Annotated in this window: 17 protein-coding genes; 13 read left to right on the top strand and 4 right to left on the bottom strand. The window is 44.3% G+C overall.

The features are described 5' to 3' along the window. Window positions 1-2: 2 nt before the first annotated feature. Window positions 3-1,313 carry a homoserine dehydrogenase gene (locus tag B8983_RS02345; protein WP_084282311.1) on the bottom strand — a complete coding sequence of 437 codons (1,311 nt, stop codon included), beginning with the start codon at window positions 1,311-1,313 and terminating at the stop codon, window positions 3-5. 72 nt (window positions 1,314-1,385) lie between these two features. Then, window positions 1,386-2,624 carry a pyridoxal phosphate-dependent aminotransferase gene (locus B8983_RS02340; RefSeq protein ID WP_084282309.1) on the bottom strand — a complete coding sequence of 413 codons (1,239 nt, stop codon included), beginning with the start codon at window positions 2,622-2,624 and terminating at the stop codon, window positions 1,386-1,388. Between the two features lie 73 nt (window positions 2,625-2,697). Here B8983_RS02340 and B8983_RS02335 point away from each other — a divergent pair, with 73 nt between their 5' ends. The 11 genes from B8983_RS02335 (at window position 2,698) to B8983_RS02285 (ending at window position 13,749) form a co-directional block, all read left to right on the top strand. Then, entirely contained in the window at window positions 2,698-3,090 is a 393-nt protein-coding gene (locus B8983_RS02335; protein WP_084282307.1) for an Mth938-like domain-containing protein, read from the top strand. Between the two features lie 8 nt (window positions 3,091-3,098). After that, a complete protein-coding gene (locus B8983_RS02330) occupies window positions 3,099-4,826 on the top strand; it encodes a glycosyltransferase family 39 protein (protein WP_084282305.1) in 1,728 nt (575 codons plus the stop codon). A 28-nt stretch (window positions 4,827-4,854) separates the two neighbouring features. Continuing rightward, the gene (locus B8983_RS02325) at window positions 4,855-5,226 is read left to right on the top strand and encodes a DMT family transporter (RefSeq protein ID WP_084282303.1); all 372 of its coding nucleotides are present in this window, start codon (window positions 4,855-4,857) and stop codon (window positions 5,224-5,226) included. Window positions 5,227-5,252: 26 nt separating this feature from the next. Further along, a complete protein-coding gene (locus B8983_RS02320; RefSeq protein ID WP_084282301.1) occupies window positions 5,253-6,431 on the top strand; it encodes a DegT/DnrJ/EryC1/StrS family aminotransferase in 1,179 nt (392 codons plus the stop codon). 233 nt (window positions 6,432-6,664) lie between these two features. Then, window positions 6,665-7,702, top strand: a complete 1,038-nt coding sequence (locus tag B8983_RS02315; protein WP_084282300.1) for a glycosyltransferase — start codon at window positions 6,665-6,667, stop codon at window positions 7,700-7,702. After that, window positions 7,686-8,618, top strand: a complete 933-nt coding sequence (locus B8983_RS02310) for a formyltransferase (protein ID WP_084282299.1) — start codon at window positions 7,686-7,688, stop codon at window positions 8,616-8,618. Before B8983_RS02315 ends, B8983_RS02310 begins: the two co-directional genes overlap by 17 nt. Window positions 8,619-8,677: 59 nt before the next feature. Beyond that, window positions 8,678-9,724, top strand: a complete 1,047-nt coding sequence (locus B8983_RS02305) for a bifunctional UDP-4-keto-pentose/UDP-xylose synthase (protein WP_084282298.1) — start codon at window positions 8,678-8,680, stop codon at window positions 9,722-9,724. Then, the gene (locus B8983_RS02300) at window positions 9,724-10,656 is read left to right on the top strand and encodes a polysaccharide deacetylase family protein (RefSeq protein WP_084282296.1); all 933 of its coding nucleotides are present in this window, start codon (window positions 9,724-9,726) and stop codon (window positions 10,654-10,656) included. The genes B8983_RS02305 and B8983_RS02300 overlap by 1 nt, the downstream gene beginning before the upstream one ends. Window positions 10,657-10,765: 109 nt before the next feature. Continuing rightward, window positions 10,766-11,233 carry a peroxiredoxin gene (locus B8983_RS02295; RefSeq protein WP_084282294.1) on the top strand — a complete coding sequence of 156 codons (468 nt, stop codon included), beginning with the start codon at window positions 10,766-10,768 and terminating at the stop codon, window positions 11,231-11,233. A 259-nt stretch (window positions 11,234-11,492) separates the two neighbouring features. Next, a complete protein-coding gene (locus B8983_RS02290; RefSeq protein ID WP_084282292.1) occupies window positions 11,493-13,229 on the top strand; it encodes a PhoH family protein in 1,737 nt (578 codons plus the stop codon). Next, window positions 13,210-13,749, top strand: coding sequence for a C40 family peptidase (locus tag B8983_RS02285; RefSeq protein ID WP_084282290.1), 540 nt, complete (start codon window positions 13,210-13,212; stop codon window positions 13,747-13,749). The genes B8983_RS02290 and B8983_RS02285 overlap by 20 nt, the downstream gene beginning before the upstream one ends. Before the next feature lie 59 nt (window positions 13,750-13,808). On the opposite strand, the gene B8983_RS02280 is transcribed toward B8983_RS02285, so the two are convergent. Next, on the bottom strand, window positions 13,809-14,966 hold the full coding sequence (locus tag B8983_RS02280) for an alpha-hydroxy acid oxidase (protein WP_084282288.1): 1,158 nt from the start codon (window positions 14,964-14,966) through the stop codon (window positions 13,809-13,811). Window positions 14,967-15,041: 75 nt separating this feature from the next. Here B8983_RS02280 and B8983_RS02275 point away from each other — a divergent pair, with 75 nt between their 5' ends. Both B8983_RS02275 and B8983_RS02270 read left to right on the top strand, forming a co-directional pair. Beyond that, the gene (locus tag B8983_RS02275; protein WP_084282286.1) at window positions 15,042-15,914 is read left to right on the top strand and encodes a TauD/TfdA dioxygenase family protein; all 873 of its coding nucleotides are present in this window, start codon (window positions 15,042-15,044) and stop codon (window positions 15,912-15,914) included. 49 nt (window positions 15,915-15,963) lie between these two features. Continuing rightward, window positions 15,964-16,977 carry a Bug family tripartite tricarboxylate transporter substrate binding protein gene (locus B8983_RS02270; RefSeq protein WP_084282284.1) on the top strand — a complete coding sequence of 338 codons (1,014 nt, stop codon included), beginning with the start codon at window positions 15,964-15,966 and terminating at the stop codon, window positions 16,975-16,977. 126 nt (window positions 16,978-17,103) lie between these two features. Here the strand turns inward: B8983_RS02270 and pcaD are convergent, their stop codons facing one another. Next, complete coding sequence (gene pcaD / locus B8983_RS02265; protein ID WP_084282282.1) at window positions 17,104-17,883, bottom strand: 3-oxoadipate enol-lactonase; 780 nt, start codon at window positions 17,881-17,883, stop codon at window positions 17,104-17,106. Between the last annotated feature and the right edge of the window lie 19 nt (window positions 17,884-17,902).

Here is a 17,902-nt window from a genome sequence, read left to right as displayed (position 1 = left end):
AATTAACTGAGTTCTTCCAAACGAATTTTGATGACACCACCTAAAACGGTAGGTAATTTCGTCATATGTTCAATCGCAGATAACATCCGCTTTTCTTGAGTTTTGTGCGTCAAAATAATCAAATCCGTTTGATTTTGACCAGCTAAAGCTTCTTTTTGCAATAAAGCATCAATCGAAATATCTTGATCTGCCAAGATTTTAGTAATGTTGGCAAGCACACCCGTTTCATCCGCCACTTTCAGACGCAAATAATAACTCGTCGTGATTTCACCAATTGGCATCACTACGGTATTAATCACTTTGTCTTCTTGGAAAGCTAAGTAGGGCACCCGTTTATCTGCTGGCACCGATTGGTAACGGACCACATCGACCAGATCCGCAATCACCGCTGAGGCGGTTGGTTCGGAACCGGCACCTTTGCCGTAATAGAGTGTCGTACCAACTGCATCACCAAAGACTTGTACTGCATTCATAGCACCTTCGACATTGGCAATTAAACGATCTTTTGGAATCAAGGTAGGATGCACGCGCAATTCAATACCGTCTGGAGTGCGCTTCGTAATACCGAGTAATTTAATTCGATAGCCCAGTTCCTCAGCATACTTAATGTCGATCGCAGCTAAATTGGTAATACCTTCAACATGCGCTTTGTCAAACTGTACCGGCACCCCAAAAGCAATCGCACTCATAATTGAAGCTTTGTGAGCGGCATCAATCCCTTCAATATCAAAGGTTGGATCTGCCTCAGCATAGCCTAAACGCTGCGCTTCCTTTAACACCACCTCAAAATCCAAACCTTTATCACGCATTTCGCTCAAAATAAAGTTAGTAGTGCCATTGATGATGCCCGCAATCCACTCAATCCGATTCGCTGTTAGACCTTCTCGTAGAGCTTTGATAATTGGAATACCGCCAGCAACAGCCGCTTCAAAGGCGACAATCACGCCCTTCTCTCTAGCCGCCGCGAAAATTTCGTTACCATGGACCGCGATGAGCGCTTTATTCGCCGTGACAACATGTTTACCGGCTGCAATCGCTGCTAACACCAAAGTTTTAGCGATCCCATAACCACCAATCAATTCAATCACCACTTCAACTGTTGGATCATTAATCACTTGATAAGCATCGGTCACAATCTTGGCGCGATTTTGCACAATTTGCGCCGCACGTTCTTGATCAAGATCAGCGACTACCGCAATCTCAATGCCACGCCCAGCACGCCGCTCAATTTCTTCATGATTACGTTGTAAAACAGTAAATACTCCACCACCCACGGTGCCCGCGCCTAATAATCCTACTTGTATTGGTTTCATGTTCAAATTCTTATTTAATGATCGATGACCTCAACGAGGCTGAGGTCCTAAAACTACTATTTTAGTCGCAAGTTAAACGAGAGACTCAGTTCCCATTTTTTTTCGGTATTTTTCCAGAAAACGGGCCAGTCGTTTGATTGCATCTCGCAAAACATCCTCATTCGGTAAAAAGACCACCCGGAAGTGATCAGGATGCGGCCAGTTAAAACCACTTCCTTGTACTAACAGTACTTTTTCATCTCGGAGTAAATCCGCAATAAAGGCTTGGTCATCCTGAATTGGATAGATTTTTGGATCCAGTTTTGGAAATAAATAAAGGGCCGCGGCGGGTTTTACGCAACTGACACCCGGTATTTTGGTAATTAAGTCATAAGCCAAATCCCGCTGACGACGCAAACGTCCACCCTCGCCAACCAGTTCATTAATACTTTGATACCCCCCCAAGGCGGTTTGTATCGCCCACTGACCTGGGACGTTGGCACATAAACGCATGGAGGAAAGCATGTTTAAACCTTCAATATAGTCTTTCGCACCACTTTTATCGCCAGAAACAATCATCCAACCCGCACGGTAACCACAAGCACGATAATTTTTAGACAGTCCGTTAAAAGTAATCATCAGAACATCTGTTGCTAAAGAAGCAATCGAAGTATGGGTATGACCGTCGTACAAGGTCTTATCGTAAATCTCGTCAGCAAAAATAATCAAGCCATGCTCTCTTGCCATTTGCACAATTTGCTGTAAGACCTCATCAGAATAAATCGCACCCGTTGGATTATTCGGGTTAATGATGACAATACCCTTGGTCTTACTACTAATCTTTGACTTTAAATCCTCTAAATCTGGCGCCCAGTCTTTACTTTCATCGCACAAATAATGAATCGGCTTACCACTCGACAAGCTGACCGCCGCGGTCCATAAAGGATAGTCTGGCGTTGGCACTAAAATTTCATCGCCGTCATTCAGAAGTGCATTCATCGCTAGGACAATTAACTCGGAAACACCGTTGCCAGTGTAGATATCATCTACTTCAACGCCTTGGATATTTTTTTGTTGGCAATAATGCATGATTGCTTTACGCGCAGTAAAAATACCTTTGGAATCAGAATATGCGGCAGCATGATGTAGATTACGAATCATATCCAACTGAATTTCTTCCGGTGGATCAAAGCCAAATACCCCTACATTACCAATGTTCAATTTGATAATTTTTTGACCTTCTTCTTCCATACGCGTGGCTAGCTCGAGCACAGGCCCACGAATGTCGTAACAAACATTATTTAGTTTTTCGGATTTTAAAAAAGTTTTCACGGTAAATTAGATCTCTCAAACTTTTAGCGGACAAACGCTAGTTATAATAGTCATATTATGACAGAGGTAAGCCTTGAAACTCCAACCTGACCCACTCTCCGCCCTCAATACAGTTACTAGAATTGAAGATTCTTATATCGAGATTAATACCGTACGATATGAATCTTCCATTTTAGTGATGCCTGAAGGTGCGATTACCCCTTGGAATATCACGAATTTCAATCTTCTTGAGCGCTCCCATTTCGAGCTCATTACGGAGTTACGTCCTGAGTTGGTGATCCTTGGCAGTGGTTTAAAACATCGCTTTGTCAGTCCAAATCTCATGCAAGACTTGTATAAAGCCAAGATTGGCTTTGAAGCAATGACCACCCAAGCAGCCTGTAGAACCTACAATATTTTAATGGGTGAAGGCAGGTTAGTGCTCGGTGCCTTTTTAATTGAAACGACACCAGTGGTAGCCAATTGACTTCAAAGATGACGCAAACCAAGCAAATACCCCTTAACTTTTTAGGCCGATTACAGCAACAGGGTCATTGGTTGTTGTATTTCGTACTGGCTTTGGTTTGGCTAGGCACCCTGGGGTTTCGTCACTTAATCCCCTCCGACGAAGGCAGATATGCTGAAATCGCTAGGGAAATGCTAGTCAGTGGCAATTGGTTAGTGCCGAAGTACAACGATTACTTATATTTCGAAAAGCCGCCATTACATCTTTGGATGACAGCCTTGGCATTCAAATTATTTGGGCTAGGCGAATGGCAAGCAAGACTTTGGAGTGGTCTGACTAGTCTATTCGGTATTTTCTTTTTCTCCTACACCGCTAGAAAAGTTTGGGGAGCTCGGGTTGGTCAATGTACGGCCATGATACTAGCCTCTAGCCCCTTATGGATTTTAGGGGGGCACTTTAATTCGCTCGATATGGGTATGGCATTTTTCATGGGCGCTACCTTATGCTCCCTATTATTAGCTTGGGAAGCACCGCAAGGTACCAAGTCGCAACAATATTGGATGCTATTGTGCTGGGCAAGTATGGCCTTAGCCGTATTAAGTAAAGGCTTAATTGGCGTCGTGTTACCAGGTGCGGTACTGATCGTATATTCCGTCACGAGTTGGGATTGGAAATGCTGGACCCAGATGCTTTGGATAAAAGGTCTTGGACTCTTTTTCCTCCTCTGTGCACCTTGGTTTATCTTGATTTCGATCGAGCACCCGGCCTTTTTACACTTCTTTTTTATCCACGAACATTTTGAACGTTTTACGACCAATGAACATGCCCGAGTAGCGCCTTGGCATTTCTTTATTACCCTGATCTGCGTGGGACTGATTCCATGGCTGTGGCAACTCATCATGGCCAACGTGCAGATTCTCACCTTCCGATTCAAATTACCACTCAACTCACCTAGCTCTAAAACCTTATGGCTTTGTTTTATTTGGTTTGTGGTGATTCTTGGCTTTTTTAGTGCTTCCCACTCCAAGCTCCCTGGTTATATCATTCCTGTCATCCCAGCTCTGGCGATGATGATAGCAATTTCGATTGATCATGGCTTTACTCTAGCTAGCACTAAAAGTAAGCTCTTTCCGGTTGCCTGGTTATGGCAAGTCAGTCTTTTCTTGTTGATTTTTTTGGTCGGCCTTACGCAAATTTCGCTGATCGAAAACTCTGGGGAAACCTACGAGGCAGAAAGTTATTTGGCTTATGCCAAAGCCATCCGACTGGCTCTCATCATTGGGGTAATAGGTTGCATTTTGTCCTTGTCGTTTTATAAACGAAAAATGCTCAGCCTGGGAATCTACTCCGCCACCTTTTTATTCGTTACCTTAACAGCCGGTTTATCCCATGAGCATGTTGGGCGACTTTTATCGGGTATCGAAATCGCCCAACAAGTAAAACCTTTACTCAAACCAAGTACCCCTCTTTATTCTGTGGAAACCTTAGAACATACGCTACCTTTTTATCTAGAACACCCAAGTATCATGGTGAACTTCGAAGATGAACTGGCTTTCGGAATTGGCCAAGAACCCAAAAAATGGATCAGCAGGACAGCCGATTGGATGCAGGAGTGGCAAGCCAATCCGCATCAAGATGCTTTTGCAATCCTGACCCAGCCCAAGTATCATGAGCTGACTCAACAAGCATTCCCGATGCAACTGATTGCCCAGGATCACTTAAGAGTCATTGTTCGTAAACCACTTGCTAGCCAATAAAGTAAGCTATCGCCCAAGGCCCTCATCTATGAATCTAACGAGTTTTTCTTATTTGTTTGCAGGGATCTTACTGAATGCCTGTGCCCAACTTCTTCTCAAGGCTGGTGCCAATCGTTTGGGTGAAGTTTCACTAGCCCCCGCGACCCTCCTCCCAACCCTCCTCCAACTCGGCACGAATTTACCCATCTTGGGTGGACTTGCTTTATACGGCTTATCGGTACTCACTTGGATTGCTGGTCTATCCAGAGTAGATGTCTCGATTGCTTATCCCCTGTTATCGCTGGGCTATGTCGTCAATGCGATTGCCGCCTATTATTTATTTGGCGAAGTCCTCTCCACGCAAAGACTACTAGCCATCGGGATTATCTTAGTCGGCGTGTATATTTTGGCAAGATCTTAATCACTACTTTTATTAGACTACCTACTATGACTAATACTCCATTACCTTTTTTGCCATTTACCAAACCGACGATTGATGAAGAAACCATCGCGGCCGTAGGCGAAGTATTGCGTTCCGGTTGGATTACGACGGGTCCTCAATGTGCTGCTTTAGAAAAAACCTTGTCCAACTATTTTGGGGGCAGGCCCGTGCGTTGTTTTGCTAACGGTACCGCCACCATGGAAATCGCCTTAAGAATTGCCGGAATTGGCCCTGGCGATGAAGTAATTACCACCCCTATCTCTTGGGTATCCACCTCTAATGTGATTTTGACCGTGGGTGCAAAACCCGTCTTTGTGGATGTCGATCCGCACACCCGCAATATTAATCTTCAGCTAATTGAACAAGCCATTACGCCCGCTACGAAAGCCATCATGCCCGTCTATCTGGCAGGTTTGCCGGTTGATTTAGATGCACTATATGCCATTGCTGACAAACACCAGTTGCGAGTGATTGAAGATGCCGCCCAAGCATTAGGTAGTTCATGGCAGGGCAACTTGATTGGGACTAATCAAAATACACGTTCTGATTTAGTGAGTTTCAGTTTTCAGGCCAATAAAAATATCACCAGTATTGAAGGTGGTTGCCTCGTCATGAATACCGAAGAAGAAGCCATTCTAGCCAGTAAATACCGCTTACAAGGGGTCACTCGCACTGGTCTTGATGGCATGGAAGTAGATGTACTTGGTGGCAAACACAATTTAACGGATGTCAATGCCGTGATTGGCTTACACCAATTTGCGAAGCTGGACGACTTCACAGCCCAGCGCAAAGTGTTAGCACAGCATTATTTTGACTGTTTTGCTAAAACCAGCTTAGCTACCATGGGCTTGCAATTACCGATCGCAGATTTCACAAACTCCAATTGGCACATGTTTCAAGTAGTGTTACCGATTGAGGCCTTAGAGGCCCGGCAAAGTCATCGCGCTGACATCATGCAAAAAATGAAAGATCAGCAGATTGGCTGTGGTTTGCACTACCCCATCATTACGCAATTTGCTCTCTACCGCGAGCTCGGCTATGACCCTCAGGCCACTCCGCAGGCAGTACGCGTGGGTAAATCGATTGTCACCTTGCCCTTGTTTGCACAGATGACGCATGCCGATGTAGAACGCGTTGTGACCAGTTTGGAAAACGCTATGCGCTCTGCCTTAGGACACGCTTAGAGTACGCTCAGTGTAAGTATTGCGTATGCGTATATTATGCGTATGCGTATATTATGCGCATGCGTATATTATGCGCATGCGTGTTACAGAGTCTTTCTTGCAAGCGGTGGATGCCCATCGGAACTGCGGCATATCTTATCTACTTTTGAGCGTATTGGTCTGGGACAGCGATCTGGATACTTTTTCTAGACATTTTTTATAGTTACTTCACAAAAAAGATTTAAAATCAGGCTATGTCAAAAAATATCATTCGTAGCACCTCGATCGATCATTTGATCCCTCCCAAGCCGGCGCATCCACTGATCTCCATAGTGATCCCAGTTTATAACGAGGAAGATGGCTTACAGGCCCTGTTTGACCGCCTATATCCTGCCTTAGATGCGATGGTGATTGCTCTGAATGTGCGCTATGAAGTCGTTTTTATTAACGATGGCAGTCGCGATCAGTCAGCACAACTATTAGGAAAGCAATTTGAGCAACGCCCGGACACGACAAGAGTTGTGCTATTTAACGGTAATTTTGGCCAACATATGGCTATTATGGCCGGCTTTTCCTATTCCAATGGCGACTACCTTATTACCTTGGATGCCGATTTACAAAATCCGCCCGAAGAGATTATTCGGATTGCCGAGTTATTAATTGAAGGTTACGACTACGTTGGCACGATCCGAGTTGCCCGCAAAGATAGTTTTTTCAGACGCTATGCATCGCGCGCGATGAATCAATTAAGAGACCGTATTACACGCATCACGATGACTGACCAAGGTTGCATGATGCGCGGTTATGATCGTCGGGTGGTCAATTTAATGAAAAAAAGTAAAGAAATTAATACTTTTATCCCAGCACTTGGATTTACCTATGCGAGCAAACGGGTAGAGATTGAAATTAAACATGAAGAACGCTTTGCAGGTGAGTCAAAATACTCTTTATACCAACTGATTCGTTTAAATTTTGATTTGGTGACGGGCTTTTCTGTGATGCCGCTTCAGGCCTTTTCTTTAATCGGAATTTTGCTGGCCATTGCCTCCGCTTTTCTCTTTGTATTACTGTTAGTTAGACGTTTTATTATTGGTGCCGAAGTAGAGGGCGTCTTTACCCTCTTCGCCCTCAACTTTTTCCTGCTCGGTGTCTTGTTATTTGGAGTGGGCTTGCTTGGAGAATATGTCGGTCGTATTTATGAACAAGTCCGTAAACGTCCCCGTTATATTGTGATGGGTGTCCTTGAGGAAGAGGCAATGAACAAGGGTGATACGCTTGACGACGAGTCATAAAACCGCGGTAGTATTTGCGTACCATACAGTTGGGGTGCGGTGTTTACAAGCCTTAATTGATGGCGGATTTGAAATCCCTCTCGTGATTTCGCACGCTGATAATCCTGAGGAAAATATTTGGTTTGAATCGGTGGCAGCCTTATGTCAAAAACATCAGATTCCAATTCTGCTTGATCCTGATCTTCATCAGCCCGACATTCAAGCGCAAATTGCCAGGATACAGCCAGATTATTTGTTTTCATTTTATTTCAGGCAAATGATTCCAACCCAAGTATTGGCACTTGCTCAGCTTGCCGCCCTTAATATGCATGGTTCACTCCTGCCAAAGTATCGTGGACGGGTACCTGTGAACTGGGCCGTCATTCATGGTGAAACCGAAACAGGGGCAACTTTGCACGTGATGGAAGTCAAACCTGATGCAGGCGATATCGTCAGCCAAGAGGCAGTCGCCATCGGTCCAGACCAAACTGCCTATGAAGTTTTCAATGAGGTCAGTCTTGCCGCAGTGACGGCCTTACAAAAAGTCTTACCTGCACTGATTCGTGGCCAGATGCCAAGAAGTCCTAATGATTTATCAAAGGGTAGTTACTTTGGCGGTCGAAAACCAGCTGATGGTCTGATTCATTGGGAGTCAAGTTCTGCGGATGTTTATAACCTGTACCGAGCAGTAGCCCCGCCATACCCTGGAGCATTTACCATGCTAGGCAAAAACCAACTCATTGTGACCAAGGCAAAAAAGCTTCCACCGTACTCTTTACCAAGTTCAATGGGCTTAGGACTCCGGGTCCAAAATGAGCAAATTATTGGCGTTTGTGCTGATTTTGGAGGTCTCTTGATTGAGGAGCTACGACTGAATGACGCCGTCATCAACGCGCAGAACCTACAAAAATTACTGAACAATCTTACAAACGCTTAAAATACTGAGTATTGTTAACAGTATTTCCCTTTTCTAATATCCGAGGCTAACTTCTCAATATGACTAAAAAAATCTTAATTTTAGGTGTGAACGGTTTTATCGGCCACCATCTTTCCAAACGTATCCTTGAGACAACTGATTGGGAAGTGTATGGCATGGATATGCAAAACGACCGTCTCGGCGATATCGTCAATCACCCTAGAATGCATTTTTTCGAAGGCGATATTACGATTAATAAAGAGTGGGTGGAATATCATGTGCGCAAATGTGACGTGATCTTGCCACTCGTTGCCATTGCCACACCAGCGACCTACGTGCAACAACCACTGAAAGTATTTGAACTCGACTTTGAAGCTAATTTACCGATCGTACGTTCGGCCCATAAGTATGGCAAACATCTAGTCTTTCCTTCCACTTCGGAAGTTTATGGCATGAGTACCGACGCTGAGTTTGATCCTGAATCCTCGCCTCTCATTTATGGTCCAATCAATAAACCAAGATGGATTTATGCCTGTGCAAAACAGTTAATGGATCGTGTGATTTGGGGTTACGGCATGGAAGGCTTGCGCTTTACTTTGTTCCGCCCATTTAACTGGATTGGCCCTGGTTTAGATAGTATTTACACCGCCAAAGAAGGTTCCTCTAGAGTGGTGACGCAGTTTTTAGGTCATATCGTCCGTGGTGAACCAATTAATTTGGTCGACGGTGGAATGCAAAAAAGAGCCTTTACTTATATCAACGACGGGATCGACGCTTTGGCTTTAATCCTAGAAAATAAAAATGATATTGCAAACGGCAAAATTTACAACATTGGTAATCCAAGCAATAACCATTCTGTCAAAGAGTTGGCCAATATGATGCTCACGATTGCTAATCGTATTCCTGAATATCAAGCTTCTGCCAAGTTAGTACAAATTCAGGAAACGACTGCGAATGCTTATTACGGCACAGGCTATCAAGATGTCCAAAACCGTGTCCCTAAAATCGAAAATACCATGAACGAGTTAGGTTGGAAGCCAACGACGACGATGGAAGATGCTCTCGAACATATTTTCGAAGCCTATCGCAATGATGTGGTCCATGCCCGCAGTTTAGTGGACCATTAATGGCAAGAATTGCCCTTAAAGTCGATGTAGATACATTACGCGGAACCCAAGAAGGTGTTCCACGTCTACAACAGCTACTTGATGAATGTCGTATTCAGGCTACTTTCTTATTTAGCTTAGGTTTTGATCATACTGGCTGGGCCCTCAAAAACATCTTTAGGCCTGGTTTTTTTCAAAAAGTTTCTCGTACCTCGGTAATTGAACACTACGGTCTCAAAACCCTGAGTTACGGGGTTTTATTGCCTGCACCAGATATTGGTGTAAAAGCGCGCGCAGAAATGCGCTCCGTCGCAAGCAGTGGCCATGAAGTGGGTATTCATACCTGGGATCATCGCGTTTGGCAAGACTATGTAAGAGACGCAACGCCCGAGTGGACCCTGCGCCAAATGAACTGCGCTTGGGATCGGTTTGGTGAGATTTTCCAAACCACGCCCCAAACGCATGGTGCGGCGGGTTGGCAAATGAACGCTACTGCTCTGGCACACTTAGATACATGGCAGATCAAGTACTCCTCAGATGGTCGTGCACCACTCAACTTAGTACCTTACCGTGTAAAGTTAGACGGACTCAAGACTTGCGAGCATATTCAGTACCCCACCACCCTGCCCACCTTAGACGAATTAATTGGGGTAGATGATATGACGGGTGAAGAAGTCATTGCGCATTTACTCACATTGACGGCTAATAACCCAAACGACCAAGTCTTTACCTTACATGCTGAATTAGAGGGTCAAAAGTTTTTACCCCTGTTCAAACAACTCCTGATTGGTTGGATGAGCCAAGGACATGACTTAGTTAGTATGCAAGAATTACATCTTTCTTGGCAAAAAACTGGGCAATTGCGACATTTAGCAGAATTACCTTTTACTTGGGGAGAAATCCCTAATCGCAGTGGGGAATTAATGCGAATGCCCGACGAGTATGCGATTTAATTTATCATTTGCAAACAGGTAAAATGCTCAGTGCAGATGCGAGTCGCTTATTTGGTTTCAATTTAATACTTGGCACAATCAGCTTAATTAATTCAACAAGGACTTAAAAATGACAGTGAAAATTGGCGAAGCAATCCCCCAGTGTGCTATTCCAGCGACTTCAGGTTTGGTCTTTGAACCAAATTCTTTTCTTGGCAAAAAGCTTGTTTTATATTTTTATCCGAAAGATGCTACACCGGGATGTACGGTAGAAGCAGGTAATTTTAGAGACACGATTGAAGCGTTTACCCAAGCGAATGCTGTCATTGTCGGCGTATCACGCGATTCCTTAAAATCCCACGAAAACTTTAAATTGAAGCATGAATTACCCTTTGAATTAGTGGCGGACGTAGAGGAAGTTTTATGCAACATCTTCGCCGTCATGAAAATGAAAAATATGTACGGTAAACAAGTAAGAGGCCTCGAGAGAAGTACTTTCTTGTTTGATTCTAAAGGTGTTTTACAGCATGAATGGCGTGGTATCAAAGTCCCAGGTCATGTGGAAGAGGTTTTAAAAACAGTGGTTGCATTGTCTTGAAATTTGGGCTAATGTATTCTTAATGCGAAGAAAACGTTGTAAGCCCTCATTTACCAACATTCTTGATGTACTTTCTCAAGACAGAGCATTACCCCCAAAAGATTTGCGAAGTATTCTGCAGTTTCTGATTTATCGAAACACCTCCAATCAACCAAGATTCAGTCAAGTGGATCCCGCTAGAATTTTTAACGGGAATCTCTCTCCTATTTTTATCTCACATCGATTCACCGTTTACAACGAACCCTATAGGAGTTAATGCATGCCTTTGCCCCCAGCACCCAACCAAGCAGCTGATGAACTCAATTTACCCCGCATGCGTAAACCTGAACTCAAAAAACCACCAAAGCCTCAAGTGGTGGCAGTAGTTGAGGATGACGAAAGCTTCCTGGCTACTTTTGAGCCAGAAGAAGCGATGCCACATACTGCGCCACATCAAACGCCGCACAATTTGCCAAAGAACACGCAACATACTTCGCCGAGAAAATCGACCGAGAATGCCGCCACCAAAATAGCAAAATCATTTCCAAAAGAGACCAATAAGGCGCCACGTCAAGAAACTCCTCGCTCTTCCAGAGCCAGAGTGAGTACCACGGTTTCAACTAAAAAACGCCTGTTTGTCCTCGACACGAACGTACTGATGCACGATCCGTCTTCATTGTTCCGTTTTGAAGAGCATGATGTTTATTTACCAATGACCACCTTGGAAGAATTAGATAATCATAAAAAAGGGATGAGTGAAGTTGCTAGAAATGCCCGTTCTGTCAGTCGTGCCTTAGACGGTCTCGTCGACACTACCAGTGGACTGCTCAATGAAGGGATTCCCTTAGATAAATTAGGGAACAAAGATGCCACTGGTAAATTATTTTTCCAAACCGACTTAAAAGAATTCAAATTGCCAGAAGGTTTACCAGAGGGTAAAGGCGATAATATGATTTTGGGTGTGGTCCGTTCGTTGCAAGAGACCCATCCGGATAAAGAAGTAGTCCTGGTATCTAAAGATATCAATATGCGGATTAAAGCCCGCGCGCTTGGGTTACCAGCTGAAGATTACTTTAATGATCAAGTTTTAGAAGATCGTGATCTGATGTACGCTGGCGTATTGCAATTACCGGTTGATTTTTGGCCGAAGCATGGCAAAGGAATGGAAAGTTGGGCGGATGGTAAATCAGGCACGATGTTTTACCGGGTCACAGGTCCTCTCGTCAACTCGATGATGGTAAATCAGTTTGTTTACCAAGAAAACAGCGATGGTAGTACGCCCTTTTATGCCCAAGTTAAAGAAATTAATGGTAAAACTGCTTTACTACAAACCCTAAAAGATTTCTCGCATCAGAAAAACAATGTGTGGAGCGTAACGGCTCGTAACCGTGAACAAAATTTTGCGCTCAACTTATTGATGAGTCCTGAGGTTGATTTTGTTTCTTTACTAGGCCAAGCAGGTACCGGTAAGACCTTGTTAGCATTGGCTGCGGGCCTCGAACAGGTCTTGGACAGTAAACGTTATAACGAAATCATCATCACCCGTGCGACCGTACCAGTTGGGGAGGATATTGGCTTTCTACCGGGTACTGAAGAAGAGAAAATGCAACCGTGGATGGGCGCATTTGATGACAACTTAGAAGTCCTGCATCGGAATGATGATGGGGCTGGTGAATGGGGTCGCGCTGCAACGCAAGAACTGATTCGCTCGAAGATCAAAATTAAGAGCATGAACTTTATGCGGGGAAGAACCTTTGTTGCTAAATTTGTAATTATCGATGAAGCGCAAAATTTAACGCCCAAACAAATGAAAACCTTAATTACTCGAGCAGGCCCAGGAACAAAGATGATTTGCCTAGGGAATATTGCCCAGATTGATACCCCTTATTTAACGGAAGGGTCTTCTGGCTTGACCTATGTCGTGGATCGCTTTAAGGGTTGGCGTCATGGTGGACATGTGACTTTAGCGCGGGGTGAACGTTCCCGTTTAGCAGATCATGCGGCTGAAATCCTCTAAGACCTTCTGCGCTACACTTTGCCTGTTATTGCTCGTTGGGTGTAGTACTAAAGAGCTGAAGCCAAGCAATCCTTTTGCTTGGCAACCTAGTGGATCTAGCCGACTGCCGAACTTATCGACAGATATTAGCGTGGGTCAAGAAGATATTTCGGTCACTGCGATTGGACTGATTGGCACCCCTTATCGTTGGGGTGGTAATAATCCAGAGGGTGGTTTTGATTGCAGTGGTCTGATTGCTTATGTCTTTGCTAGCGCTCGTGGCAAGAACATCCCGAGAACAACGGTAGAAATGCCTAGAGTCAGTGCTTTAGTCGAAGATACGCCATTAGCACCAGGTGATTTAGTCTTTTTCAACACCCTAGGTACCCCGTACTCACATGTCGGCATCTATGTTGGTAAAGGTCGCTTTGTCCACGCACCCAATAGTGGTGGTACGGTACGTTTAGAAGAACTGCAAAAACCGTATTGGTCCTCTCGGTTTACTGAGGCTCGTCGGATTTCCACCATGGGTTCACTATAGAGTGCGCTCCTGAAAGTTCCCCTCATTCGGTTTCCTTAATTGGGTTTCCTTACTTTGCTTTACTTATTCGCTAAGAGATACGTCCCATAATGATGGATTTCGCCAATCGTGCGCATTCCTGAGAGTTGCATCGTGCGTTTGAACTCATCTTGTAAGATATCCAAGGCTCGATTAGCCCCTTCGTTCCCACCAGCTAAGGCGCCATATAAGGTGGCGCGGCCAATTAAAGTGCCTTGAGCACCCATCGCCAAGGCTTTGAAAATATCACTACCGCGGCGGATACCACCGTCCACAAATACTGGAATTTTACCATCCACTATTTTTAAGATCGCAGGTAAGGCACGTAGGGTAGCTTGCGCACCGTCTAATTGTCTGCCGCCATGGTTGGAGACTACGATCGCATCGACGCCCAACTCCACTAATCGCTGTGCATCAATGGGGCTTTGTACCCCTTTAACAATTAATTTACGCGTCCAGTAATCTCTTACTCTTTTTAAAGCATCCCAATCAAATGAGGGATCGTAGTATTTACCAACGGAGGAGGTCTGATTGGCATCTTGATGATACGTATTGCGCATGCCTACCAAGTTTTCGAACTTGGGTATACCGCCAAGTAACATCGGAATGGCCCAGCGAGGACGGGTCGCAAAATCGCTGAGATTACGCGAAGTAAATTTAAAAGGTACCGAAAAATGATTTCTTAAATCACGCTCACGCTTGCCACCTACCGGCAGGTCAATGGTGATCATGATGGCCTCATAGTCGCAATGATAGGCTCGCTGCAATAATTTAAAGAAGAAATCTTGGTCTTTTAAAACATAGGCCTGAAACCATAAACGCCCGGGTACGAAACGAGCAATTTTCTCAATCGAGGCGGTAGCGGTAGTTGATAGTGTATAAGGAATATGATGATCAGACGCCGCTCTGGCAATCGCCAAGTCGCCATTGCGCCAACCAAAACCGACCGCACCGGTAGGCGCAATCGCACAAGGAAAGGAGAAAAAGTGATCGAGAATCATCGTTGAGGTATCAACGTGACTCACATCATTTAACCCCTGGGGCACAATAAACTGATCTTTAAAAGCTTGGCGATTCGCATTTAGCGTAATTTCGTCTTCTGCTCCACCATCAAAAAAATCAAAAATCGCCTTTGGCAATCTTGCCTTCGCCCTTAGACGTAATTCCTCGATAGAATAGAGTTCATTTACTGATAACATGCTGAATAGTTTAATATAATTACATGGAGTTTATCCCATGTTCGGGGGATACCGCAATCATAAAGGGGCGAGACAATGAAATTAATCCCTGGTTCACAAGCACTGGGTGCCAAAATACTTGATTTAGATTTAAGTCAGGGGATCGACACTGCGCAGTGCGATCAACTCATTCAGTGGTTGGGAGAGTATGGCGTGCTGTCGATACCCCAACAAGAAATTACCCCAAAACAATTAAAAGCTTTTAGTGGTAATTTTGGCGAGCTTGAAATTAATGTCGCAAAAGTTGCGCAAGATCCTGCGATCCCTGAAATGATGACCTTATCCAATATGGTTGAAAATGGTCAACCCTTGGGTTTGTCCGATGCGGGTCAGGATTGGCATACCGATATGTCATACAGTAAACAGATTGCCTTTGCGAATATTTTGTACGGTATCAAAATTCCCATGCGCGATGGTCAACCATTAGGTAATACGGAGTTCAGTAATATGCACGCTGCGTACGACGGCCTACCAAAAGATATTGCGCAAGAGTTAGAAGGTAAAACCATTACCCATGACTTTAATAAGTTTTGGGAAAAGATGCGCCGCGAAAAAGGCAGTAGTAGACCACCGTTAACGCCAGAACAGTTGCGCGCAAAGCCACCGGTATCTCATCCAGCAATTATGATTCACCCTATTACTGGTAAGAAAGTCTTGTACGCCAATCCGGGTTACTCCATGCGGATCAATGAACTCAATCAAGCAGCCAGCGATGAACTACTAGAGTATTTATTTGCACACCAACTCCGCCCAGAATTTCGGTATGCTTTTAAATGGGAAGAAAAAAGTGTTTTAATGTGGGACAACATGGGGACGATTCATAATGCCGTGGCAGATTATGCACCACATGAACATCGATTTATCCAACGCTTCCAAGTGGCCGCAAGTCGTTTTTTTCCAGCGAACTAAGTGATTACCTTTATTTCTACAACTACCTCAACAAGCAAAGAGACGCCGCATGAAACGATTTCCATTGACTAGCAAATTACTTCCATCATCTCTCCTCACGACTACCCTGTTGTGTGCTTTGAGTATATCGACCGTCTTCACAGGGCATGCACAAGCACAAGCCAACTATCCGGAAAAACCGATTAAAGTGATTATTGGTTTTGCGGCCGGTGGCCCAACCGATGTGATTGCTCGAGTCCTCGCACAGGATATGACGGCTACCCTCGGACAGTCGGTCATTGTAGACAACAAGCCTGGTGCTAATGCAAAAATTGCGACTGAATATGTGGCACAAGCGCAGCCCGATGGTTATACCCTCTTATTTGCATCACTCTCGCATAACGTGAATTCGATCATGATGAAAAAACCGGGGTATGATCCGATTGGTAGTTTTGAGCCGATTTCTTTAGTCGCTGATTTACCCATGATTTTGGTGACTGGTTATAACTCTCCCTATAAAACCTTGCCAGAATTTTTAAAAGTCGCCAAAGAAAAACCAGGGACGATCAGTTATAGCTCCTCTGGCAATGCTGGCTCGTCACATTTAGCAGGTGCCCTGTTATCAACTGATGCCAAGGTAGAGTTAACCCATGTGCCATTCAAAGGCAATGCTCCAGCGCTGACTGAAGTCATGTCAGGTAATGTGAACTTTATTTTTTATCCAATTATCGGCATTGCCGATCAGGTGGCCCAAAAACGTTTAATTCCTCTTGCGGTGGGAACGGTGAAACGTCATCCTGATTTCCCGAACACACCAACTATGGAAGAATTAGGCTTCAAAGGATTCGAAGCGACAGCTCCCTGGGTTGGCATGTTAGCGCCAGCAGGTACTTCAGCACCGATCGTGCAAAAAATCTATAACGCCATGCAAATCGCAATGGCAAAACCAGACATCAAAAAACGTTTGAATGATTTAGGTGCAATTACCGTCGGTAACAGTCCGAGTGAATTTAAGGCGTTCTTAGTCAAAGATAAAATTCATTGGAAGCGTGTGATTGATGCTTCTGGTCTCAAACCTGAGTAAATATTTGTATTAAAAAACTACGCGCATTACTCAAATAACCTGATTTATTAATAGTTATATTTCAAAAAAAACCACGAGTTGATTAAACCTCGTGGTTTTTTTATGGTGTAGCCTACACTTTAGTAATTAACTCAACTGATAAAAACTGACTAAGTGTTGATTAAAAACTGCTGTTTGTTCCACATTTGAAATATGCGAAGCTTGATCAATAATGTGTAAAACAGATTGTGGGATTTGGGCATGAATTTTTCTTGCCATCTCAGGCGGAGTGCCATGATCATCACTACCGACCATGATCAATACTGGACACTTTAATTCTGGTAAGCGATCAAAAGTATCGATTCTGGCAATCGCTTCGCAGCAGCCAGCAAAACCTTCTACTGGTGTATCTAATACACCCTGCGCAATTGCTTGGAATGCTGGTGAATTAGCGGTGCGGAATGGCTCAGTAAACCAACGAGTCATGGTACTTTCAAGCACGCCTTGCATACCTTCTGCTCGTGCCGTAACAATCCGGTCACCCCACATCTTTAAAGCATTTTCTGGGCGACGACTCGTGGTATCTGCCAGTACTAAAGAAGCGCAGACTTCTGGATGCTTGAGAGCTAAGGTTTGGCCAATCATACCCCCCATGGAAAGCCCCATCCAATGCGTTTGACTAATCCCTAACTCAGTGAGAAGCTCATATACATCATCGGCTAATTGCTCCATCGTGTAAGGGCCTTGTGGTACTACACTTTTACCATGCCCTCTGGTATCAAAACGCAATACTTTAAAGTGTTTAGTGAGTAACTCCATTTGTGGGTCCCACATATGAATATCACAAGCGAGTGAATGGGATAAAGTCATCCAAGGACCTTCGCCCTCGATTTCATAATAAATACCGTTTTTTGCTGTTCCCTGCATCTTTTTCTCCTAGTTATCT

The organism is Polynucleobacter kasalickyi (genome assembly GCF_900176405.1).
Classification (GTDB): domain Bacteria; phylum Pseudomonadota; class Gammaproteobacteria; order Burkholderiales; family Burkholderiaceae; genus Polynucleobacter; species Polynucleobacter kasalickyi.
Note: the sequence above shows the minus strand (reverse complement) of the source record. Positions and strands in the feature narration are given on the sequence as shown.